General features: G+C 38.9%; 13 protein-coding genes and 1 pseudogene. 5 read left to right on the top strand and 9 right to left on the bottom strand.

Annotated elements, in window-relative coordinates:
• Positions 1 to 60: 60 nt before the first annotated feature.
• From ACH3O9_RS17030 to ACH3O9_RS16990, 9 genes and pseudogenes are all read right to left on the bottom strand, one after another.
• On the bottom strand, positions 61 to 1,215 hold the full coding sequence (locus tag ACH3O9_RS17030) for an efflux RND transporter periplasmic adaptor subunit (protein WP_416442394.1): 1,155 nt from the start codon (positions 1,213 to 1,215) through the stop codon (positions 61 to 63).
• Positions 1,216 to 1,221: 6 nt separating this feature from the next.
• Positions 1,222 to 5,568: pseudogene (locus ACH3O9_RS17025) on the bottom strand (CusA/CzcA family heavy metal efflux RND transporter).
• 166 nt (positions 5,569 to 5,734) lie between these two features.
• Positions 5,735 to 7,060 (bottom strand): DUF3570 domain-containing protein, encoded by a 1,326-nt coding sequence (locus ACH3O9_RS17020; protein WP_416442392.1) that lies wholly within the window; start codon positions 7,058 to 7,060, stop codon positions 5,735 to 5,737.
• 199 nt (positions 7,061 to 7,259) lie between these two features.
• Positions 7,260 to 7,472, bottom strand: coding sequence for a DUF4266 domain-containing protein (locus ACH3O9_RS17015; RefSeq protein WP_416442390.1), 213 nt, complete (start codon positions 7,470 to 7,472; stop codon positions 7,260 to 7,262).
• Complete coding sequence (locus ACH3O9_RS17010; RefSeq protein WP_416442388.1) at positions 7,469 to 8,452, bottom strand: FAD:protein FMN transferase; 984 nt, start codon at positions 8,450 to 8,452, stop codon at positions 7,469 to 7,471. The genes ACH3O9_RS17015 and ACH3O9_RS17010 overlap by 4 nt, the downstream gene beginning before the upstream one ends.
• Positions 8,452 to 8,889, bottom strand: a complete 438-nt coding sequence (locus ACH3O9_RS17005; protein ID WP_416446720.1) for a thioredoxin family protein — start codon at positions 8,887 to 8,889, stop codon at positions 8,452 to 8,454. Before ACH3O9_RS17005 ends, ACH3O9_RS17010 begins: the two co-directional genes overlap by 1 nt.
• A gap of 73 nt (positions 8,890 to 8,962) precedes the next feature.
• On the bottom strand, positions 8,963 to 10,336 hold the full coding sequence (locus ACH3O9_RS17000) for a sensor histidine kinase (RefSeq protein WP_416442386.1): 1,374 nt from the start codon (positions 10,334 to 10,336) through the stop codon (positions 8,963 to 8,965).
• Positions 10,333 to 11,001, bottom strand: a complete 669-nt coding sequence (locus tag ACH3O9_RS16995; RefSeq protein WP_416442384.1) for a response regulator transcription factor — start codon at positions 10,999 to 11,001, stop codon at positions 10,333 to 10,335. Before ACH3O9_RS16995 ends, ACH3O9_RS17000 begins: the two co-directional genes overlap by 4 nt.
• A gap of 64 nt (positions 11,002 to 11,065) precedes the next feature.
• Positions 11,066 to 11,530 (bottom strand): hypothetical protein, encoded by a 465-nt coding sequence (locus ACH3O9_RS16990; protein WP_416442381.1) that lies wholly within the window; start codon positions 11,528 to 11,530, stop codon positions 11,066 to 11,068.
• A gap of 150 nt (positions 11,531 to 11,680) precedes the next feature.
• Between ACH3O9_RS16990 and ACH3O9_RS16985 the strand changes: the two genes are divergently transcribed.
• From ACH3O9_RS16985 to ACH3O9_RS16965, 5 genes are all read left to right on the top strand, one after another.
• Positions 11,681 to 14,998, top strand: coding sequence for a VCBS repeat-containing protein (locus ACH3O9_RS16985; protein ID WP_416442379.1), 3,318 nt, complete (start codon positions 11,681 to 11,683; stop codon positions 14,996 to 14,998).
• A gap of 154 nt (positions 14,999 to 15,152) precedes the next feature.
• On the top strand, positions 15,153 to 18,173 hold the full coding sequence (locus tag ACH3O9_RS16980; RefSeq protein WP_416442377.1) for a SusC/RagA family TonB-linked outer membrane protein: 3,021 nt from the start codon (positions 15,153 to 15,155) through the stop codon (positions 18,171 to 18,173).
• A gap of 11 nt (positions 18,174 to 18,184) precedes the next feature.
• Positions 18,185 to 19,657: a RagB/SusD family nutrient uptake outer membrane protein gene (locus ACH3O9_RS16975; protein ID WP_416442375.1), complete on the top strand. Its 1,473-nt coding sequence runs from the start codon at positions 18,185 to 18,187 to the stop codon at positions 19,655 to 19,657.
• Between the two features lie 117 nt (positions 19,658 to 19,774).
• Positions 19,775 to 21,580: a glycoside hydrolase family 2 protein gene (locus ACH3O9_RS16970; RefSeq protein WP_416442373.1), complete on the top strand. Its 1,806-nt coding sequence runs from the start codon at positions 19,775 to 19,777 to the stop codon at positions 21,578 to 21,580.
• A gap of 34 nt (positions 21,581 to 21,614) precedes the next feature.
• The gene (locus ACH3O9_RS16965; protein WP_416442371.1) at positions 21,615 to 23,222 is read left to right on the top strand and encodes a serine hydrolase domain-containing protein; all 1,608 of its coding nucleotides are present in this window, start codon (positions 21,615 to 21,617) and stop codon (positions 23,220 to 23,222) included.
• The last annotated feature ends 9 nt before the right edge of the window (positions 23,223 to 23,231 follow it).

Here is a 23,231-nt window from a genome sequence, read left to right as displayed (position 1 = left end):
AAATGGAGAAATACAGAAAAAATCAAATTATTTTTAGTTATAGATAATCTCCCTGAGCTTTTATTCAGTAATTAAGGTAAAAGCTCCTTTAATCAAAAACTGAGAATCCTTATCAAAATCTGCGAAGTTCTCAATAACTGTTAAACCGTTGTAACTGGCACCTGTTTTTACTTCTTTCTGGTCAAAGTGATATCCGTTTACATCTTGTGAATTCAGGACTAACACATACGAAGTATCATCTACTGAAACAACAGCTTCATTGGGAAGAGCCATTTGCTCAACTTCCCCCGTGATGATTTGCGCTTCTACAAACATACCTACCGAAAATTCAGGTGTAGATTCATCCTTTACCGGGTGACCGTGAACCTTGATTGTTCGTGTTTTTTCATTAATCGATTTTCCTACCAGATGTACTTCGCCTTTATAAGACTGCGGTGAAGATTCCGGAATTTGAAATTCTAAAGGCTGCTCTTCTTTCACTGGCATAATGTCTTTTTCAAAGACACTTAACTCTAAGTGAATATGATCTGTATCTATAATCTGCATAATCTCATCTGCCGGCGAAACATAAGCTCCTGTACTCACCATAACCTCAGAAATAGTCCCCGAAATAGGTGAAAAAACGGTCACAACAGAGGTAATATCGCCCGCTTCAACCCGGTTGACATTAATATTTAATAACTGTAATTTTCTCCGCAGACCATTAGTCATTGCCAGCGCGCGTTTATAATCACTCTCTGAACTTAAGAATTTCTTTTGCGAAGTAATATTCTCATCAAGCATGGTTTGCTGGCGGTCATATTCAGATTTTAGGTAGGTCAGTTGCTCTTTATTTTCCAGATAATCTTGCTGCATCTGTATAAAATCAGGATTTTCAAGTGTGACAAGCGGTTGTCCTTTTTTTACTTTGTCACCTATCAAGAGAGGGGTGTTTTTAATATAGCCTCCGGAAAATGCACTTATCACAGCTCTGTTTTGAGGCGGTACATCTATCATTCCTGTTGCCTCCACGATATCGGGAAAAGTATGTTCGCTCATTTTGCCCAGCTGCATATAACTTTGGTCAAATTGCGGTTTAGTAACTGTAATATCTCCTTTTTTAGAAGACTGTGATGTTGTAGGTTCAGTTGTAGTTTCATCTTTCTCAGAAGAATTCCCACAACTTAAAAATGTAAGGGCAAATAGCAATAAAAAAGTATAAGTATAGGTTCTCATGATCGTTTACAGAATTAAATAATTGATGCGTATTACAGTCTGATTGTAGGCGTTGAGGTTTTCGAGATAGGAGAGTTCAATTTCATATGCGTTCTCCAGACTTTGTATATATTGAAAAAAATCTATTTCACCATTTTGATAACTAAGCGTGGCCGTTTTTAAAAGTTCTGACGAAAGTTGCCTGCCTTCTTTTTCATAGTAATTAACGACTTCCTCATATTTGTTCAGTTCGGTTTTTAACTGAATATATTCAGCATTCAACTGAATTTTATAGTTCTGCGCTTCGGCAGTAGCGGCTTGGGAAGCGATTTTTGCAGCTTTTATTTTTGCTACGCTTCCGCCAAAAAGAAGTGGAATACGCACACCCAATTGATAACCCTGCAAATTTTTATTTAAAGTAGGATTACTTCCCTGAAAATAAGTAAGCATAAGATCAGGAAGTAACTGCTGTTTGGCAAATTTGCTTTGTGCCAGATATAGATTTTCCTGATTTGCGTAATACGCCAGAGACGGATTGTTTTGCAGTCCAAAATCCTCAACTTCCAGTTTTTGTAAAGGCCCTTTATTTACCTGAAAAACGCTGTCTGATTGCGTTACTTTCTGCAGTTGCTCGGTAGCCGCTTTAATATCTTCAAGTGCTTGTTTATGCTGAAGGTAAATCTGTTTTTGTTTCGCTTCGGCGGTAATTTTTTCCAGATAATTGGTTTCGCCCAGTTCAAACCTTCTTTTTGCCGCATACGCGAAATTTTCATAAAGACTGTCTAAATACTGGTAGATTTTCTCCTTTTCCTGTTGATATTGCAGACTGTAATAACTGCTTGCTACCTGCCGTTCTATTGTTCTTTTCTGTATATCATAACGACTGCTGGCCATTGCATACGTGGCTTTATTTACTTTTTTCTGAGCGAAGTAAACCGTAGGAAATGCAAAGGTTTGGTGCACACCAAAAACTTCCAGCGGTTTACCATTTGGTGCAAGATTATTTTCATCATAACTGTAATACAGTTCGGTTTTATCAAAATCAAAAGCGCTGTTAATTAAAGTATTCGCTTCCGAAGCATTTAAAGAAGAAGCACGTAAACCTGCGTTATTCTCAAGAGCCATATTACGAACTTGATCAAAATTAAGTGGACTGTCCTGTGCGTTTGCGCTAAAGCCTCCCAAGCCTAAAAGCAGCAATAAACCGGCGATGCCTTTTGCCATATTATTTCCTGACGAACCGTTCTTAGTTTTTTTAACCTTTTCTTCCAGTAAAGCGTACAGAACAGGAAGAACAACAAGCGTGAGCAGAGTAGAAGTTATAAGTCCGCCAATAACAACCGTAGCAAGCGGGCGTTGTACTTCAGCTCCGGCGCTGGTAGAGATTGCCATAGGTAGAAATCCCAGAGCTGCCGCAGATGCGGTTAATAAAACTGCACGTAGCCGATCTTTTGCGCCCGCCGTAATCATATCATTTATGTTTTTTATTCCTTCTTTCTTCAGTTCTTTAAAATGCTCGATCAATACGATTCCGTTTAAAACCGCGATTCCAAATAAAGCGATAAAACCAACGCCGGCAGAAATACTAAATGGCAAACCTCTAACCCATAAAAACAAGACGCCTCCCACTGCTGCAAGCGGAATTGCAGAATAAATGATCAAAGCTTCTTTTACAGAATTAAAAGCGAAATAAAGCAGGACAAAAATTAATACCAGAGAAATAGGAACCGCTATTTTCAATCTTGCTGTCGCGCTTTGCAGGTTTTCGAATTGTCCGCCATATTCTACAGTATATCCTACCGGAAGATCAATGTTTTCTTCTACAAGTTTCCTAATATCTTCAACCACGCTTTCAAGGTCACGGTCACGCACATTCACACCTACGACGATGCGCCTTTTTGTATCATCACGGGAAATTTTCGCGGCAGCTTTTGTATATGAAATATCAGCCAGTTCACTTAACGGAATTTTCCCTGCGTGGGGCGTATCTACATACAGATTTTCCAGATTAGATATATCCTGTCTGCTGGTTTGCTCAAGACGAAGTACGAGGTCAAAACGTTTTTCACCTTCAAACACACTTCCTGCAGTTTGACCAGAAAAACCCATCGCGATTATTTGATTTAAATCGGCGATATTTAGGCCATAACGGGCGATTTTTTCCCGCTTATACTTCACATTCATTTGTGGTAAACCGGCAATTTTTTCAACCGAAATATCTGCAGCACCCGACACATCTTGTATAAGGTCTTTGATCTCGTTTCCTTTTTTATTCAGGATATCAAGATCTTCACCAAATACTTTAATTGCGATGTCTGCCCGAACGCCCGTAATAAGTTCATTAAACCGCATCTCGATAGGCTGGGTGTATTCTACTTCCATTCCTGGAATGACGGCGAGCGCCTCATTAAATTTTTCGGCAAGACCGTCTTTTGTATCTGCAGAAACCCATTCATCTTTTGGTTTTAACGTGATAATGACATCACATTCTTCCATAGACATGGGATCTGTAGGCACTTCTGCAGCGCCTATGCGCGTAACAACTTGCTCAACTTCCGGGAAATTATCGAGCAGGATTTGTTCGATTTTGGTAGTAGTTTCGATGGTTTTACTCAACGAAGTACCGGTTTTTAATATTGGCTGAATTACAAAATCACCTTCATCAAGCGTGGGAATAAATTCGCCGCCCATAATGGTGAAAATGTAAGCGGTAATGCCTAAAAGTAGAGCTGCCACGCCAATAACTATTTTTTTACTTTTCAGCGCCCAGCGAATAACAGGATCATATACCCGGTTTAATCGCGCCATAATCTTATCTGAAATAGTACGTTTTGAAGCTGATCTGGATTTTAAAACCAAACTGGAGATAACCGGAACATACGTGAGACAGAAAATCATCGCTCCTATTAAAGCAAAGCTGAAAACCAGCGCCATTGGCCTAAACATTTTGCCTTCTACACCGCTTAATGAAAGAATAGGAATAAAAACGATGAGTATAATAAGCTGCCCAAAAACAGCCGAATTCATCATTGTTGATGCCCCTTCAAAAGTGATCTTGTTTTTAAGTTTGCGGGTTTCAGTCTTACTTAAATTTTGCAGAGAGTCGTGTTGTAAGATCAGGCGGGAAGCAATAAATTCTACTATAATCACAGCGCCGTCTATAATGATCCCAAAATCTATCGCTCCCAGACTCAACAGGTTGGCATCAACACCAAAAAGGTACATGAGCGAAAGTGCAAAAAGCAAACACAACGGTATCACTGACGCTACCACAAGTCCCGATCTGAAATTTCCCAGCAGTAAAACCACTACAAAAATCACAATAAGGAAACCTAAAATCAGGTTTTCTGCAATGGTATAGGTGGTTTTTGCGATCAACAGACTACGGTCAAGGAACGGATTGATATAAACTCCTTCGGGCAGTGTTTTAGAAATCTCATTTACCCGCTCTTTTACAGCTTTTATTACCTTGTTAGAATTAGCATCTTTGAGCATCATTACCTGACCCAGTACTTTTTCGCCCTCGCCATTTGCTGTTATCGCCCCATATCTGGTAGCGTGACCAAAACCTACTTTGGCTACATCTTTCACGTAAACAGGTACACCATCTTCGTTTTTTACAATGATGTTCTTAATATCATCAAGTGAGGTGACAAGTCCCTGACCTCTTATAAAATATGCCTGATTTACTTTTTCTATGTAACCACCACCGGCTACGCTGTTGTTATTTGCAATTGCTTTATAAACATCTGTCGCGGTAATATTCATCGCGTTTAGTTGGCGCGTATTAATTGCGACTTCGTATTGTTTAAGATAACCGCCCCAGGAGTTGATCTCTACCGCACCAGGAATTCCTGAAAGCTGTCTGCGCACAATCCAGTCCTGAATCGTACGCAGATCTGTAGCGCTCTATTTATCTTTAAAGCCGGGTTTTGTATCTAATGTGTATTGATAGATCTCGCCCAGACCGGTAGAAATGGGCCCCATCTGTGGGGATCCAAAACCTTGCGGAATTTTCTCTGATGCAGATTTAATCTTTTCTGCGATGAGCTGGCGCGGAAGATATGTGCCCAGGTTCTCTTCAAAAACGATTGTTACAACAGATAAACCAAATTTTGAAACCGATCGAATTTCTTTTACTCCCGGGAGATTTGCCATTTCCAGTTCTACAGGATACGTAATAAACTGCTCCATATCTTCTGTAGAAAGATTTTCTGAAGTTGTAATTACCTGTACCTGATTATTAGTAATATCAGGAACCGCACCAATGGGAATCTGTGTAATAGAATACACCCCAAAACCTATGATAAAAACCGTAAAAAGGAGAACGATTAACTTGTTGTGCAGGCTAAAATTAATGATGCGTGATAACATTTGAATCGTTTAATTAATACAATTCAAATATAGACCTGCAACCTAAAGACCAGATAAGGATTGCCTTAAGATTGCCTTAAGAAAACCGGCTTAATCTGCCTGAAAATCGGCTAAAAAGGGGCAAATCGAGTATAAAAAACTATGAAAATCAAAGCTTTTGATTGAATTAATCCATAATAAATTTGAATCCGCCGGCAATGATATTTGCGTTAAAAGGTGAGTTTCTTTCGTAATGATTAAACTTGAGATCGATACTTTTTAGACCGTAATTTAAGATGTGGAATTTGGTAAAAATATCGGTGTAAGTGACCCCAAAACCGTACTGATTTGCCGTAAAATCAGACAAATCATAATCTGAAGTATAGAATTCATCTGTAGATAAATGCTGCTCATATGGCGCGAAATAATCTGCCGCTGTCTGGCTGTAATAGCGGTAAGATGGATAAACCGTAAACTTATCTGTGATCTTTATAGGAATTTCAAGACTTGCCGTGTGCGAACTTATGCCCCAATCGTCAAAATAATAGCGGTAGTAACTGCGCACTACAAAAGTCTCGTTGAGATAAAAATTTAATCTACCGCCCAGCGCTACTTTAAAACGAGTGTCCGGCATGCGCTCAATATCATCTGCAAGCTGAAAACTTTCGATAAAAGAATCCGCTACATCACTAAAATAAATCCGCTGAAAGGGAGTAGAAAGCAAACCATCTTGCTGCACAAGATCTACAGCAAGTGATCCTTGCATTCTTTTAGATAAGATCTGTGAAAAATTAAAACCTACCGAATATGAATTTCTGGACTTTCCATTAATTTCGGTAAAAGAAGGAGCATAATTTGCATTTCCGGTAATATTATATTGGCTAAATAAAGGGTTGTTTATTCCGTTACCACCATCAACAAAAGGGCGCAATTCAATAGGGTAAAGTAGCTTCCAGGTATCCAGATATACATTTGCGCTTACGCTTAATTCTGTGTTTTTTTCATTAAAAAGTCTGGTATAGCTTCCGCCGAAACCAAATGAAGAGTAATCATATTCTGAAGAAATGGAAGCCTTAGCACTCCAGATCGTATTTCTGTCATCAGAACTGTGACTGTAAGTGCCATTAACATTTGCCCAGAGATCGCTGGAAGAAGCTCCCGAAGAAGCCTGAAAAGCATCAGCCTCACTGTACCCATCAAAAGGATCAATATTACTTGAAGAAGCTGAAGTATAAGCTGAAACCCCAGCATCTATGGTGAGTACATCATCATCATTTAGCGGAATTGCCACTACAATTGTAGGGGTGAAATCGGTTAATTTTTCTGTCCCAATACCTCCGCTAACCGCTGCATTATCGCCGTCCTGACTATAATAACTGGTTAGTAAATCTACTTCTGTACTTTCCAGAACACGTTTTTTATATGTTGAAGTCGAATCTTGAGCTTGTTCCTGAGCGGTAACTTTTATAAATGCTAAAAGCAAAAATGCTATAATGAAAGTCTTTTTTATCATGCAAATGCTAAATGAAATGGGTTAGGGATTGAGCGTTTGTTTGAACTCTTTTCTCCCGCAGGGGAAAAAGTGAGTCGTGAAAGCCCGGCTGTTTTCGGCAACCATAATCGAAAATCTTGGGGAATGCCATGATGTAGAAATAAGAAACTTTTTCCTAATCGACCCAAGCCTTGAGGGAATTAAACCCTCTGGAGGGAATTTAATTACAGCCACAGCCGCCACCGGTTTTGCCGCCGTTTGCTCCCGCTGCGGCCTCACGATATGCCTGAAAATTAGTTTCAAAACGGTCAACTGGTTTTGAATTCAAGATCATATCAGGATCGTTGAGCGCTACTTTTTCATACTCTTTTACCACCTGGCAGGAGCTAGCAAAACCTGCAATAATCGCTGCTAAAAAAAATCTTTTTATCATGGTTTTTCTATTTCTATGTTATCTGAAGTGTAAATATTTCCAGCCTCGTCTATGAGAATGCATTCTATTTTCGGCAACTGATTGATGCGGTTAAGGCCCACTTCTTTACCCATCACAAAAATGGAAGTAGCCAGCGCATCTGCAAGTTCTGCCTTTGGGGCAAAAACCGTCGCGCTGATGATGCCCGTAGAAGGATAACCCGTTCTGGGATCGATTATGTGTGTGTAGCGTGTGCCGTTAAAAATGACGTATTTCTCATAATTTCCCGAAGTCACCACCGCACCTTCTTTTATAGGAAGCAAAGCGAAAGCCTTATTTTTATTCAGCGGATTAGTAACAGCGACTTTCCATGGATTCCCATTGGGTTGCGTTCCCCAGGTATTCATGTCTCCCGAAGCATTTATTATCCCAGCAACAACACCTCTTTTCATCAACAGGTCTTTTGCCTTGTCTGCAGAATAGCCTTTACCAATAGCGCCAAAGCCTATTTTCATGCCTTCAACCGGCAGAAACACGGTAGATTCTGCTTCGTTAAGGATAATATTTCTGTATCCTACTTTTTCTACCGAAGCCTTTATAGTTTCTTCTGATGGCATTTCTGTCATTGAGCCGTCAAACTTCCAGATCTTATCCATCGAGGCATAACTGATGTCAAAAGCACCATCTGTAAGTTCTGAAATTGCCATCGCCCTTTTGATTAGATCAAAAAGTTCGCGGTCTACTTTTACCGGTTTAATGCCGGAATTTCTATTGATTTCTGAAGTTTGTGAATTCGGATCCCAGGAAGAAATAAGCTTTTCAATGCGGGAAATTTCGGCTATAGCCAGATCAATATCCGCATTTGCCTTAGCGGTATCATCATCTACAACGGTAATATCAAAGCGACTTCCCATCAATTTAAGCGTGCGCTTAACAGTTTGTTGTGGGTAAACCGTGGCCGTGATAAAAAGAGCCAATAATATGGTGAGAACCTTGCTCACTAGCTTTTAAACGAATTAAGCAGTTTGATGTATTCGTTGGGCTGCATTTTCTGGTAACCGGTTTCGCCCAAAACTTTTCCGTTTTCATCTAGAATTACAACGAACGGGAAGTAGCCGTTCTGGTTGTATTTTTCGGCTAATTGATTGTTTTTTTCCTGTTGTTCCGGAGCTAAAGCATTCGCCTTTTTACGTGGAAAATCTGCCTGTAGCATTACAAAATGATCTTTCGCGTAGCTTTTAAATTCGGGCGTGCTCCATACTTCTTTATCCAACTTTATACAAGGGGCACACCAGTCTGATCCCTGAAACACAAGGATGATTGGTTTATCTTGTTTAGCGGCTATTTGTTTTGCAGTGGTAAAATCAGTTTGCCATTCCTGCGCACTAGCTATGCACACAGAGGCAAAAAATAAAACGAATAAAAATTTCTTTTTCATCATACGTAAACTTTAACCTAGTAAAGTTATTGCCTGATTCGTTCTCTATGCGAAATGTAACCTTAAGATTGGCTTAAAATATAAGCGTAACACTTGTGCCTTTGCCCAGATCGCTGTCTATGCTCAATGTAGCATCAATAGCATCTGCGGCTTTTTTTGCGATCGAAAGTCCTAGTCCGCTGCCTTGTATGCCTTTGTGATCTAACGCATTTGATCTAAAAAAAGGATTAAAAACAGTAAGAATATCTTCCTTTTTAATGCCAATACCTTCGTCTTTGAGGGTGCATTTTATGCTTTCTCCATCCTGTTCTATTTTGATGGAAATCGTGCTGTTTTCTTTAGAATATTTGATGGCGTTGTTTAAAACATTATCGAGGATCAGGTTTGCGTGATATTGGGGAACTAAAGTTTCCGCTGCTGCGGAAGTATCAAAATTCACACTTATATTTTTTGACTGAAGAACTGTTTTGTAGCGCAGAAGAATATTATCGATAAGCTGAGAAAGCGCAATGTCTTTTTTGTTTTCCAGATGCGTGTCAGAATCAAAGCGGGCGAGCAGCAAAAGCTGTTCTACAATTGCGCTCATTCTGTCGATTTCGGTTAAACTATAGTTTACTTTTTCTTCGTATTCGGCCTGTGTGCGTGGTTTTCTTACCAAAACTTCAAGCGTTCCCCTGAGCGAAGAAAGCGGATTGCGTAACTCATGCGAAGCATCTGAGGTAAACTGTCGCTCGCGCTGAATAGCACTTTCTATACGCTGCAAAAAATGATTAATAGCAGAAGAAAGCTGAAAAAGTTCGTCCTTATTTGCCGGAAGTTCGACCCGTTCTTTCAGATTGTTTTTTGTGATCTTATTGGTGGTATTTATAATCGTTTGAATAGGAAGAATACTTCTACCGGCCAGGTAACTTGTAACAAAAAATAACACGATCAATACAATGGGATAGGAGAGAAGCAGCGTGTTTTGTAGATTGGTAATCACCAGTCTTGAAGCTTCTAAAGACATCGCAGCAATAATGTAACCTTCTTTTTTTTCATTTATGGTAATAGGAAGTTGCATCTGCCTGATCAAGCGGTCTGAAAGTTGCGTATTAAAATGATCGTTGATACCTTCTGTATGGCTGGGAACCAAAACTTCTCCTTTTAAATTAGGAGACTTGTCCATGATCTGCCCGTTGAGATCAATTATCTGGATAAAAACAGGATAAACCTGCACCTGTGTATGTTCGCGCTCAATTAATTCGGCTTTGTTGAGAAAATAGATACTGTCGTTTCTAATGCCAATTTCGCGTGAATGCTTTTTCGCTTCAAAAGTCAGATCTTTATCAAGATTGCTGTACACGGTACCTTTCACCGAAAAGAAAACGGTAAGAAATACCAAAGCAACCAGAATGGCCGTAGCGACCATAAAGTAAAGGGCGATCCTGTTTTTAAAATTCAAAGTCATAATTCTTTAGCAACATAACCTATGCCGCGTATGGTTTGTATGTAATTTTCAGTATCTGAAAGTTCGAGTTTTTTTCGCAGCGCGTTGATATAAACATCTATCACACTGGTATTGTAATCAAAATGAATGTCCCACACGTTCTCAATAATATTGGTTCTTGTACAAACGCGTTCTTTATTCTGAAGCAGATATTTTAAAAGTTCAAACTCCTTAAGCGTCAGTTTTATTTCAGTGCCATTTTTTGTGACCTGATGCGTGCTGGTATCGAGTATAATTGGGCCCAGTGAAAATCGGCTATTTGAGGCAGAAATCGGTCTTAATTGCACCTTTATCCGCTCGAGTAATTCCTGAAAGTGGAAGGGTTTTTTGATATAATCATTAGCCCCTGACTGTAAACCAAACACAGTTTCATCTACGGTATCTTTCGCGGTAAGCATAATAATAGGAGTATCTGGAAACTTGCTTTTTACCCGACGGCAAATCTCTATTCCGCTATTTCCGGGAACCATCCAGTCTAATAGAAGAAGGTCATAATCGCCTGAAAGTGCGTTTTCTAAACCCTGATTACCATCGGTTGCGACATCTACGGCAAACGATTCTTCCTCAAGCCCTTGTTTTAAAAAGCCTGCGATACCCGGTTCATCTTCAACTACTAAAATGCGCATGGGCAAATATTTAATTAAAATTGAAAATTAAGTCTATTTTCGGCTTAAGATTGGCTTAAAATATTCAGTTAAATACAGGCAGGCATATTATTAAAGTGCCTAAAATAAAGCTGTAAATAGCATCACCCACAGATAGTTTATTCAGCTTAAAGTAATTTGAATACGCCACAAATAAAGCTAGAACTGCAAGAAAACCTAAAACAAGCATAGCATTTTTAGAAAGTGTAGAATTAGTAAGTCTAATTATATTAAACAGAATATCTTCAAGCACCGTATGGCCAAAAAATGCCAGGAAAAAATTGCTTCCGGTGAAATTAAATAAAAGTACAAGACCACTTATAAGAAGTATGCTGTAAACGATCATGGGAGTAAGGTTTATCACGTAATCTACATCAAAGAACTTTAGAGGATCTCGGGTTAAATTTTCAGATAAAAGAGGAGAGTCAAAATAAAGATAAATTAATCCTACTGTCGTGAAAATGAGAGCGGCTAAAATTCGGTGTGTTTTGAGCGATTTTATATACTTCACGGGAGGTTTTTAATATATAAATATAAAGAAATTAGCCGTTTAGAGGTAGAAATATTTCGTATCAATAAGTGACAAAAACAGATTTGACTTTAATTGAAATTAATATTACTTTCTCCCCATCTAAGAAAACTCTCGTAAAATTGCATTCTCATGAATATTAAATGCCTGTTAAGCGCAATCGTTATAGTATCTTTTTTAATTTCTTGTAATACAGATTCTAATTCTGAAGACAAGAAAGAAACTAAAGATACACGCATTTTTAAAGCCTTGGCTTATAACAAATCTGGTATAGATTTTAACAATAAGCTAACCGAAAATGATACGCTTAATTATTTCAGCTTTTCTTATATCTATATGGGAGGCGGTGTTGCTACGGGCGATATAAATAATGACGGACTACTTGATCTTTATTTTACAGGAAATCAGGTTTCTAATAAATTATATATAAATAAAGGTAATCTTCAATTTGAGGATGTAACTGAAACTGCCGGTGTAGAAGGCGATGAGCGCTGGTATACGGGCGTTACGATGGCAGATGTAAATGCAGATGGTTTTCTTGATATTTACTGTTCTGTGGGTGGTAAATTTTTTCCAAAAACAAATCAGCTTTTTATAAATAACGGCGACGGTACTTTTACAGATAAAGCTAAAGAATACGGTATTGCAGATCTGGGTAATAGCGTGCAGGGTACTTTTTTTGATTATGACAAAGATGGAGATCTTGATCTTTATGTAGCAAATTATCCACCTACTCGTTTTAATGCGCCTAACTTTTATTACAGTTATCAAATGAAAAATGTAAAAGATGACGAGACAGATCATCTTTACAGAAATGATGGCGATAAATTTACAGATGTAACAAATGAAGCCGGCGTGCGCAGCTTTGGCCTCTCCCTTTCTGCAACCGTGGGCGATCTTAATAATGACAGCTGGCCAGATCTTTATATTTCAAATGATTTTAGTTCGCCAGATTATTTATACATGAACAACGGTGATGGCACCTTTAGAGAAGTGGTAAAAAAAGCTACAAATCATACAGCTTTTTATGGGATGGGAGTAGATATTGCAGATTATAACAATGATGGTAATCTTGATATTTTTCAGGTAGATATGGATGCCAAAAAGAACCGTCGCAAGAAGGCAAATATGGCGAGTATGAACCCTGAGTTATTCTGGAGCACAGTAGATGCCGGTTTTCATTATCAGTATATGCAAAACTGCTTACAGACCAATACAGGGATTTTTGAGGATGAAAACCCGTTTTTTACTGATTTAAGCCGAATTACGGGAGCTGCTTCTACAGACTGGAGTTGGGGACCGCTTTTTGCAGACTTTGACAATGACGGGCACAAAGATCTTTATATCACAAACGGTACGCGCCGTGAGATTAATAACAACGACTTTTTTAATCACTTAAAAACAGATCGTAATCACCTGGAAGATAGTTTGCTTCAAAAAAGCTTGAGCATACCTTCTGAGAAGATAGACAACTTCATGTACAAAAATAACGGCGGTTTAAGTTTTGAACAGGCTAATGAAGAATGGGGCATAGAATATAAAGGTTTTTCAAATGGTGTTGTCTATGCAGATCTTGATAATGACGGCGATCTGGAAATCGTTTTCAATAATATAGATGATCATGCTTCGGTTTTTGAGAATTCGAGTTCTGCCTCAAATAATTTTATAACGCTACGATTTAAAGGTCAGGAGAAAAATAAATTTGGTTTAGGAGTACGAGCTTTCGTAACAACAGATAGTATAGAACAGATGCAGGAGCTTACACTTACCAGAGGTTTTCAATCTTCGGTAGCGCCAGAGTTGCATTTTGGTGTCGCTCAGGCGAAAAGTATTAAAGCCATAAAAATACAGTGGCCTGATGGTAAGGTACAAATGATGGAGAACGTGCAGCCTAACCAAATGCTAACAGTTAATTATAATGATGCAACCACACCGGATGCGATTCAAAAACCTGAAAATACATTATTCACAACCATTAAAGACACGGTAGACTTTCCGCGATATAAACATGTGGAAAATGAGTATGACGATTTTCTCGACGAGGTTTTATTACCTCACCGCACATCTACTTTTGGCCCGAGTATGGCTGTAGGAGATCTTAACAATGATGGGAAGGATGATTATTTTGTGGGGGGAGCTTCGCAAAGTGCCGGCGGTTTATATTTTCAAAACGGCAGTGGCTTTAAATTAAGTGATCAATCTGTTTTTGAAACAGATAAGAGATATGAAGATATAGGTGCACTTATTTTTGATGCAGACAGCGACGGTGACAATGATCTGTATGTCGTTAGCGGGGGCAATGAGTTTAAAGGTGAAAACCCAATGTTGCAGGATCGTCTATATATTAATGACGGTTCTGGCAATTTAAGCAAAGATCAGGATGCTTTGCCCAAAATGATCACAAGTGGATCGCGTGTTTATAATATTGATTTTGATAAAGACGGTAAACAAGATCTTCTGGTGCTGGGAAGATTAGTTCCCGGCAATTATCCTTCACCTGCAAAAACTTATTTACTAAAAAATGTAGGTACAAACAGCAAAGCAAGTTTTAAAGATGTTACAGAAGATATGGCTCCTGAGTTCTCGCAGCTTGGCATGGCAACAAGTGCAGAAATTACAGATATTGACAAAGATGGCAGAGATGATATAATTGTAGTAGGAGAGTGGATGCCTATAAAAGTGTTTAAGAATACAGAAAGTGGCTTTACAAATATTTCTGAAGATATGGGTTTAACCACAGATACAGCCGGCTGGTGGTGGAGTATTAAGGGAGCGGACTTTGATAATGACGGCGACGAGGATTTTATTGTTGGTAATCTGGGGCTCAATTATAAATATAAAGCAAATGAAGATGAAACCTTTGATATTTACTTCAATGATTTTGACGGCAATAATAAAAAGGACATCGTATTAAGCTACTACAATGATGGCAAAAAGTTTCCCGTGCGGGGAAGAGGCTGTTCCTCACAGCAAATTCCGGCCATAAAGATCAAATTCCCAGATTATGAATCTTTCTCAAACGCAACCCTTGCAGACGTTTATTCTGAAAGTGAACTTGAAAATTCGCTGCATTATCAGGTAAAGTCATTTGCCAGTATCTATCTGGAAAACAGAGACGGAAAATTTGTTGCTCATGAATTGCCTGCAGCTGCTCAGGTTTCCTGCATCAATCAAATACTTATTGATGATTATGATAAGGATGGAAATCTCGATGCAGTGATCGCCGGAAACTTATTCTGGTCTGAAGTTGAAACTCCTCGAAACGATTCCGGAGTAGGTCTGTTTTTAAAAGGTGATGGCGCCGGAAACTTCACAGGAATAACTCCTGCAAAAAGCGGACTATTTATACCGGGTGATGTAAAGAATATGAGTGAAATTAAGGTGAATGGAAAAAACCTCCTTTTAGCAGTCAAAAACGACGATTTTAGCCAAATAATCGGTATAAATTAAATGTATTTTTGACGTTTAATCATAAATAAGGCTTTTATTCTATTTGATTGACATTTTTTTAAGAGAATATCGAATATATCTTAAAATATTTCGCAATCGTTTGCGCAATTTTACTATTTTTACGACAGTATTAACAGTCAACCAATTAAGAATTATGAGAAACAGCTACTTTAAATGCATGCTGTTCATGGGATTGTTGCTAAGCTTTGGATTCATTTCTGCTCAGCAAACGATTTCCGGAACAGTATCTGATGGCACGGGGCCATTACCTGGAGCAAATGTACTTGTTAAAGGTACAAGCAACGGGACTACCACAGATTTTGATGGTAACTATACATTGCAAAATGTAGAAGGATCAGCAGTTCTTGTTTTTAGTTTTGTAGGGTTTGTATCCCAGGAAATCGCGGTGAATAACCGCACAACGATTGATGTAAATCTTGTAGAGGACGCTACTTCTCTAGAAGATGTAATTGTAGTGGGCTATGGTACACAAAGCAGAGCGAGTGTAACCGGTGCAATATCATCAATAGATTCTGATGAAATAGCAAGTTTACCGGTTTCTACAGCAGAGCAGGCCTTACAGGGTAGAGCTCCTGGTGTTACCGTAACTAATAGTGGTTCACCCGGTACACGTCCTGCAGTGACAATACGAGGTTTAGGTTCACCTAACAGTAATGGGCCTTTATATGTTATTGATGGTATTATCGCGTCTGATATTTCAAATCTCAGCGCAAACGATATAGAATCAATACAAGTTTTAAAAGATGCCTCAACTACAGCTGTTTACGGTTCGCAGGGTTCTAACGGGGTTATTTTGGTTACAACCAAACAAGGGTCGCGTTCAGGTTTAACAAGTATCACTCTTGATGCTTATACGGGAGTTCAATTTACTAATGAGCGTTATGACGTTTTAAACACAGATGAATATGTACAATTTGCTGCAGAATTAGGGTCACCCCCGCAGCGTACTACAGATCCTCAATACGCATCTTTTCTTGATAATAATACAAATTACCAGGACGCAATCTTTAGAACCGGTTTAATGCGTAACTACAATTTAGGTTTATCTGGTGGGGGTGAGAACAGTAATTATAGATTTTCTGCCGGTTATTTAAATCAGGAGGGAACAATTATAGAGACAGAATTTGAGCGTTTTACCTTTCGTGCAAATAGTACTTTTAACGTGGGGAGATTAAAATTTGGTGAGACATTAGGGGTTTCATTTAGTTTACAAAATCCTGAGCGTGCCGGTGGTGGTCGTTCATTAATAGAACATGCTATTAAAGCAGCACCTTATTTACCTATTTATAACCCAGATAATCTAGGTGGTTTTCAGGGTCCTAATAGTGCTCTTGACGGGCAGGATGCAGAAAACCCTGTGCGTGTACAAACACTTGGTAATGCAGAGAACAAGGCTATTTCTGTAATAGGAAGTATTTACGCAGAATATGAGATCATTGACGATTTAACTTTTAAAAGTCAGGTAGGGCTTGATTATAACAATTATAAGAATTCTAACTTCATACCATCTTATAACGATGACAGCGATGGTGGCACGCACACCTTTGGCTTTGCCCAGATTACTAAAAACACGGGGATATTTCAGTCATTGACATTTACAAACAGTTTAAACTATAAGAAAACCTTTGCCGAATATCATAATGTAGAATTTTTATTACTTACTGAAAAGCAGGAAATTAAAAATGAGAATATTAACGCAAGCAGCCAGAACCCAATTAGTGATGAAGTAAATCAATTATCGTTAACGGGTGCGGGACTTTCTTCAGGCTCTTCAGAATATAACAGATTGGGTTATTTAGGGCGATTGAACTATAACTATGACCAGAAGTATATTTTCTCTGCTTCATTAAGGCGTGATGCTTCTTCAAGATTTGGGCAGAATAACAGATGGGGTTGGTTCCCATCGGTTTCTGTAGGTTGGAATATAGGTAGAGAGAGTTTCTTACAGGATACTGATATAAATAACCTGAAACTGCGAGGAAGTTACGGTTTAACCGGAAATGATAAAATAGGTGATTACCGCTACAGTGCAACTCTACTTACAGATTTTATTTATCCTTTTGGCGGTGCTGCAGCAGATGGTACTACGGCTAATGGTTTACCTAATCCTAATTTAAAATGGGAGGAGACTACAATGACAAATATTGGTCTTGATCTTGGTTTAATGAATGACCAGTTTACCATGTCATTAGAATATTACATCAATAAAAGTGATGACCTTTTGATAAACAGACCGCTTTCAGTCTCTTTAGGATTTAATGATCCTAACATTACTGAAAACGTAGGTTCTGTGGAAACTAAAGGTTTTGAACTTAACCTGGGCTACAGCGACTATGAAGGTGATTTTACCTGGTCTGCTAATCTTAATTTAGGTTCTAGTAAAAACGAAGTATTAACCTTAGGTACTGTTACTGAGATTAACGGTGGTGGTTTTGAGAATGAGAATTTATCGAGAATCACAGTAGGTGAACCATTGTTCTATTTCTATGGTCTTCAAACAGATGGCATTTATCAAAATCAGGCAGAAGTAGATGCTGTATTTACAGCTAACCCTGGTCAAACGATTGTACAGCCGGGAGATATTCGCTTTAAAGATCTAAATGGTGATGGTGATATTACGGCAGACGACAGAACAAAAATAGGAAATCCTTATCCTGATGTGAGTTACGGTTTTAACGGTAGTGCAAACTACAAAAATTTCGACCTGAACATTTTCATTACAGGTGTGGCAGGTAATGATGTTTACAACACTAACATCTATGATCTACAGGGTATGACCAGATTGTTCAATTCAGGAACAGCAGTTCTAGACAGATGGACGGGGCCAGGCACATCTAACAGTATTCCCAGAGCATTAGGTGCGGGAGCAAATGTATCTGCATCAGACAGGTTTATAGAAGATGGCTCATATACTAGGCTTAGGAATGTTACACTGGGTTACACATTTCCTGAAGGTGTAATAAGCGAGTATCTGACAAAGTTTAGAATTTATTTAAGTGGTCAAAACTTAGTTACACTTACAGATTATTCAGGACTTGACCCAGAGGTAGGATCATCTACAGTGATAAACAACTCTGCTTATGAGTATGGTATTGACAGAGGTAATTACCCACAGCCAAAATCAGTTTTATTTGGACTTCAAGTTACATTCTAAAAAAAATAGATATGAGAAAAATTAAATTAATACTCGCGTTTTTTCTGTGCGTAGTTTCTATAAACTCGTGTAGTGAGAACGATCTTGAGTTAACAAATCCTAATCAGCTTTCGCCTGAAACCTTTTTTAAGAATGAAGCTCAGGTACAGGCATCTGTAAATGCTGTTTATGCCAACCTACAGACGATCGCTCTTTATACCAGACATATATTCTTTATGATGGATAATATGGGACATGAAAATTCAGGTAACCCACAGCTGGAAGCAGATAAAAGACAATATCTGGAGTTTTCTTTTGACTCTAGTCACGGTGCAATTGGTAACTATTGGGATACTTGCTATAGAGGGATCAATAAAGCCAATTTTGTAATAGGCAATCAGGAAGCGATCAATGAGATACCTGAATCATTTATGAACCAGGCTACAAAAGACAAATACGTAGGTGAGGCAAAGTTCTTAAGAGCTCTTTACTACTTTTATCTTGTGACACGTTATGGTGATGTGCCGCTTATTACCACTATTCCAGAAGATGGAAATGGCTTCCCAAGAAGCCCTAAAGAAGAGGTGTATCAACAAATAATATCAGATTTACAAGATGCAGCCGCTACTTTACGAGCTAAAGGTGTAGAAGAAAATGGTAGAGCTACAAGTGGTGCTGCAAATGCACTTTTAGGTAAAGTTTATTTATTTAGAGGAGAATATGAGTTGGCTTTAACCACTTTTGAAAAAGTCTATGGTAAATACTCACTTGAGGATAATTACTTTGACAATTTTATGGAAGAAACAGAGCACGGTCCCGAATCTATTTTTGAAGTAGAATACAACGATGATCTAGGTGACAGTGCAAAATGGAATTCAGATGTAAGTGGTGCAGGTCCCAACGAGGTAACTTTTAGAGGGCAGGAATACGGTATGTTCGACTGGTTTAACGTTTATCCATCAGACGATCTGTTAGATGAATATGAAGCGGGAGATTCTCGATATACAGATAATTTCTATTCTGTAGGTGATACGTACGCAGGCGGTGTAATTGAGGCCATAAGCAATGACAGAAGAGCCGGCTGGAGAAAATATCAGAACTATTATAAAGATACTAATGAAGATCAGGCATCTGGTATCAATATGAAAGTAATACGCTATGCAGATGTTTTACTTATGATGGCAGAATGTGCTAATGAAGTGCGTTCACAATCTGAAGCTATAGGTTATATCAATGAAGTGAGAGCAAGACCTAGTGTAAGTCTTACACCTCTTTCTACTAGCTTAAATAAAACACAGACTTTTGCTGCCATCGTACACGAGCGCGCTGTAGAATTAGCAGGCGAGCAAGTGCGTTTTCCAGATCTTGTGCGTTGGGGTATGGCTCCTGAAGTATTAGGTAAATATGGTTTTCAGGCGGGTAAAAATGAGATTTTCCCTATTCCTAACAGAGAGATCAGCTCAAATGAGAATATTACTCCTGCAGATCAAAACCCAGGATATTAATTTTTTAACTAGCCACCAAGCGATAAAGCTCCTTTACATTTGTAAAGGAGCTTTATTTTTTTAAAAATAACTCGATTATAAGTATCTTAACTAACTCTTATACAGAATTAACATCTCATGATTAAAAGTACCAGCCTACCATTACTATTCTTAAGTCTTATCTTTTGTTTCAATCTAAGTTTTGCTCAGAAAACCATTCAAAATATTGAGGGTAGAAACACCACCAGCCTTAACGGAAACTGGAATTATATCATTGATCCCTATAAAATGGGATATCTCGATTATCGCCAGAAACCGTTTGATGAAAGTGAATCTGGCAAAGGTGGTTTTTATGATAATCTTACTAATATTCCTAAAGACCAGCGCGCAGAATATGATTTTACATTTTCGCCTACGCTGGAAGTTCCCGGCGACTGGAACTCGCAGAAAGAGAACTTGAGCCTTTATGAAGGTACGCTGTGGTATAAAAAAGATTTCGCTGTAGCGAAAAAAACCGGCAGCAGATATTTTCTGCACTTTGGCGCGGTTAATTATGAAGCGCATGTTTATTTAAATGGAAAAAAACTAGGTGTGCACAAAGGCGGATTTACTCCTTTTCAGTTTGAGGTGACCGATTTTCTTAACGATGGAGCCAATTTTGTGGTCGTTATGGCCGATAATTCAAGAAAGCAGGATGAAATCCCCACAGTAAATACAGACTGGTGGAATTATGGCGGCATTACCCGCGATGTTTCCTTAATTGAAACTCCGCAGTCGTATGTTTCAGATTATAAAGTGCAGCTTGCAAAACATGATAACAAACGCATAGCGGGATATGTAGAAGTTGACGGTGCCACCAGCGGAAGCGTGATCTTAGAAATTCCACAACTCAATATTAAGAAAACCATCGCAGTTAATGAATCGAAAAATGCGTTCGATTTTCCGGTTAAAAACGTCGATTTTTGGTCTCCTGAGCACCCTTTTTTATACGATGTAGCACTCACGTATAATGGCAATGTTATTCATGATAAAATTGGTTTTCGCCAGATTGAAACCCGGGGAAAAGATATTCTCTTAAATGGTAAATCAGTTTTTCTAAAAGGTATTTCCATTCATGATGAGAATCCACTGTTACCGGGGAGATTGCGCGGCGAGGGCGATATGCGTATGATGTTGAGCTGGGCAAAAGAACTGGGCTGTAATTTTGTGCGACTTGCACATTACACCCACAACGAGACCATGTTGCGACTTGCAGATGAAATGGGGCTCATGGTATGGGCAGAAGTTCCTGTTTACTGGACGATCTCATGGGAAAATGCAGAAACCTATAAGAATGCAGAAAATCAACTAACCGTTGGTATAGAGCGCGATAAGAACAGAGCGAGTATAATTATCTGGTCTGTGGGTAACGAGACGCCTGTTACAGATGCCAGAAATCAATTTATGGGCAATCTTGTAGATAAGGCGCGCAGTCTCGATGACACAAGGCTGGTAGCGGCTGCACTTGAGGTTGAGCGTGAAGGGCATACTGTTGTAGTAAATGACGCTCTGGGCGAAAAACTTGATCTTGCCAGTTTTAATGAATACGGGGGCTGGTATTGGGGAGAACCTAATGATCTGCCTAATTATAAGTTTGATATAGAATTTGATAAACCTGTGGTAATTACAGAATTTGGTGCTGCTGCATTGGGTGGTTTTCATGCAGATGATGACACTATGTGGAGCGAAGAATATCAGGAAAATGTATATGAAAATCAGCTAAAAATGCTCAAAAACGTTGAAGGTTTACGAGGTATGACTCCCTGGATCTTAGCCGATTTTAAATCGCCACGCCGGCAGCATCCGGTATATCAAAATTTCTGGAATCGCAAAGGCCTAATTTCAAACACGGGGCAGAAGAAAAAGGCGTACTACGTGCTTCAGGATTTTTATAAAAACAAATAATTCCTTCTATAAAATTAATCATACAACCACGATCATGACCAACCGAAGAATTTTCATCAGGCATTTAAGCAGCGGCGCAATAGGTTTTTGCATCATGCCCACATTAACTTTCTGCAAGTCTAATACAGAAGAACAAGAGCCAGAAATTGCAGAGAACCAGTCGTCCTTGCCCAGAAGTACGCCAGAAGCACAGGGAATTTCTTCAGAAACTATTATAAATCTCATCAATGAGATAGAAAAAAGCGAGATACAGTTTCATGGCCTTATGATCGTACGTAACGGTTATGTTGTGGCAGAAGGCTGGTGGTATCCTTATGCGGCAGATCTAAAACATCAATTATATTCTTTAAGTAAAAGTTTTACTTCTACAGCCGTTGGTCTGGCGGTAAAGGATGGTTTGCTCACTGTAGAAGATCAGGTAATTTCGTTTTTCCCTGATGATCAACCGGAAGAAATAAGTGATTATTTAAGAAGTATGAAAGTAAAACATTTGCTTACCATGTCTGTAGGCCATTCTGAAGATACAACAGGACAACTGCGCAATGATCCTGACGGTAACTGGGTGAAGAAATTTCTTAGTTTACCTATAGCTAATGAACCCGGTTCTGTGTTTTTGTACAATACCGGAGCGACTTTTATGCTTTCTGCGATCGTGCAAAAAGTGACCGGCGAGAAGCTGATAGATTACCTGCAACCGCGACTGTTTGAACCCTTGCAAATTGAAGGAATGGATTGGCTCGAAAATCCGCAGGGTATAAATACCGGCGGGTACGGCTTGCGTGTAAAGACTGAAGATATTGCAAAACTGGGCCAGCTGTATTTACAAAAAGGAAAATGGGGTGATGAACAGATTTTAACCGAAGAATGGGTTAATGATGCCACCACAAAACGAATAGATTCTAAGGGATCTAACCCAAATGATCCTCCGGTGACCGACTGGAATCAGGGTTACGGTTATCAATTCTGGATGAGCCAGTCTGACGGTTTTAGAGCAGATGGAGCTTTTGGTCAATTTAGCCTGGTAAGCCCAGAACATAATACGGTTGTGGCCATCACTGAAGAAAGTTTTAACACACAGCGATCAATGACGCTGATCTGGGAGAATTTATATACCAATTTGAGCGACGAAAACCTGCCTGAAAATGCTGAAAATCGGGAAAAAATGACAGAAATCCTCGATGGGCTTAGACTTTCTGTCCCAGTTATGAATGCTACTTCAGCAAAAGAGGAAACTATAAATGGAAAGACCTTTCAGCTTAAAGAAAACGATCTGGGAGCCAAAGCAATCACGATTAGTTTTAGCAACCAAATATGCACTCTAAATCTGGAACAGGAAGAAAATGATATTACCGTAAAATGTGGCCAAAATGAATGGAATATCGGCGATAATGAGAAAAAAACGACCCAATCTTTATTTCCGGTGCCGGGAAGAATAGATTTTCCTTCTAAGATCGCCGCATCGTATACGTGGGATGATAATGAAAATCTAATTGCGACCTGGCGTTTTATAGAAACAGTTCATGGCGATCAAATCACCTGCACTTTCACAGACGATTCTATAAATATTTCTTTTATGAATAGCGCAGCTCAGGGAAGTGGCAATGAAGATCCAAGAAAAGATATTACGGGGAAGATGGGGTAGTAAAAAGTT

This window comes from Leeuwenhoekiella sp. A16, from assembly GCF_047946675.1.
Lineage (GTDB): Bacteria > Bacteroidota > Bacteroidia > Flavobacteriales > Flavobacteriaceae > Leeuwenhoekiella.
This window is presented reverse-complemented; position numbering and strand designations above follow the sequence as displayed.

What these genes read in the sequence shown, in the direction of transcription:
- ACH3O9_RS17020 (WP_416442392.1), bottom strand. Translation starts at nt 7,060, where the DNA reads ATGATAAAAAAGACTTTCATTATAGCATTTTTGCTTTTAGCATTTATA.
- ACH3O9_RS16995 (WP_416442384.1), bottom strand. Translation starts at nt 11,001, where the DNA reads ATGCGCATTTTAGTAGTTGAAGATGAACCGGGTATCGCAGGCTTTTTA.
- ACH3O9_RS16980 (WP_416442377.1), top strand. Translation starts at nt 15,153, where the DNA reads ATGAGAAACAGCTACTTTAAATGCATGCTGTTCATGGGATTGTTGCTA.
- ACH3O9_RS16985 (WP_416442379.1), top strand. Translation starts at nt 11,681, where the DNA reads ATGAATATTAAATGCCTGTTAAGCGCAATCGTTATAGTATCTTTTTTA.
- ACH3O9_RS16970 (WP_416442373.1), top strand. Translation starts at nt 19,775, where the DNA reads ATGATTAAAAGTACCAGCCTACCATTACTATTCTTAAGTCTTATCTTT.
- ACH3O9_RS17005 (WP_416446720.1), bottom strand. Translation starts at nt 8,889, where the DNA reads ATGAAAAAGAAATTTTTATTCGTTTTATTTTTTGCCTCTGTGTGCATA.
- ACH3O9_RS17030 (WP_416442394.1), bottom strand. Translation starts at nt 1,215, where the DNA reads ATGAGAACCTATACTTATACTTTTTTATTGCTATTTGCCCTTACATTT.
- ACH3O9_RS16965 (WP_416442371.1), top strand. Translation starts at nt 21,615, where the DNA reads ATGACCAACCGAAGAATTTTCATCAGGCATTTAAGCAGCGGCGCAATA.
- ACH3O9_RS17000 (WP_416442386.1), bottom strand. Translation starts at nt 10,336, where the DNA reads ATGACTTTGAATTTTAAAAACAGGATCGCCCTTTACTTTATGGTCGCT.
- ACH3O9_RS17015 (WP_416442390.1), bottom strand. Translation starts at nt 7,472, where the DNA reads ATGATAAAAAGATTTTTTTTAGCAGCGATTATTGCAGGTTTTGCTAGC.
- ACH3O9_RS16975 (WP_416442375.1), top strand. Translation starts at nt 18,185, where the DNA reads ATGAGAAAAATTAAATTAATACTCGCGTTTTTTCTGTGCGTAGTTTCT.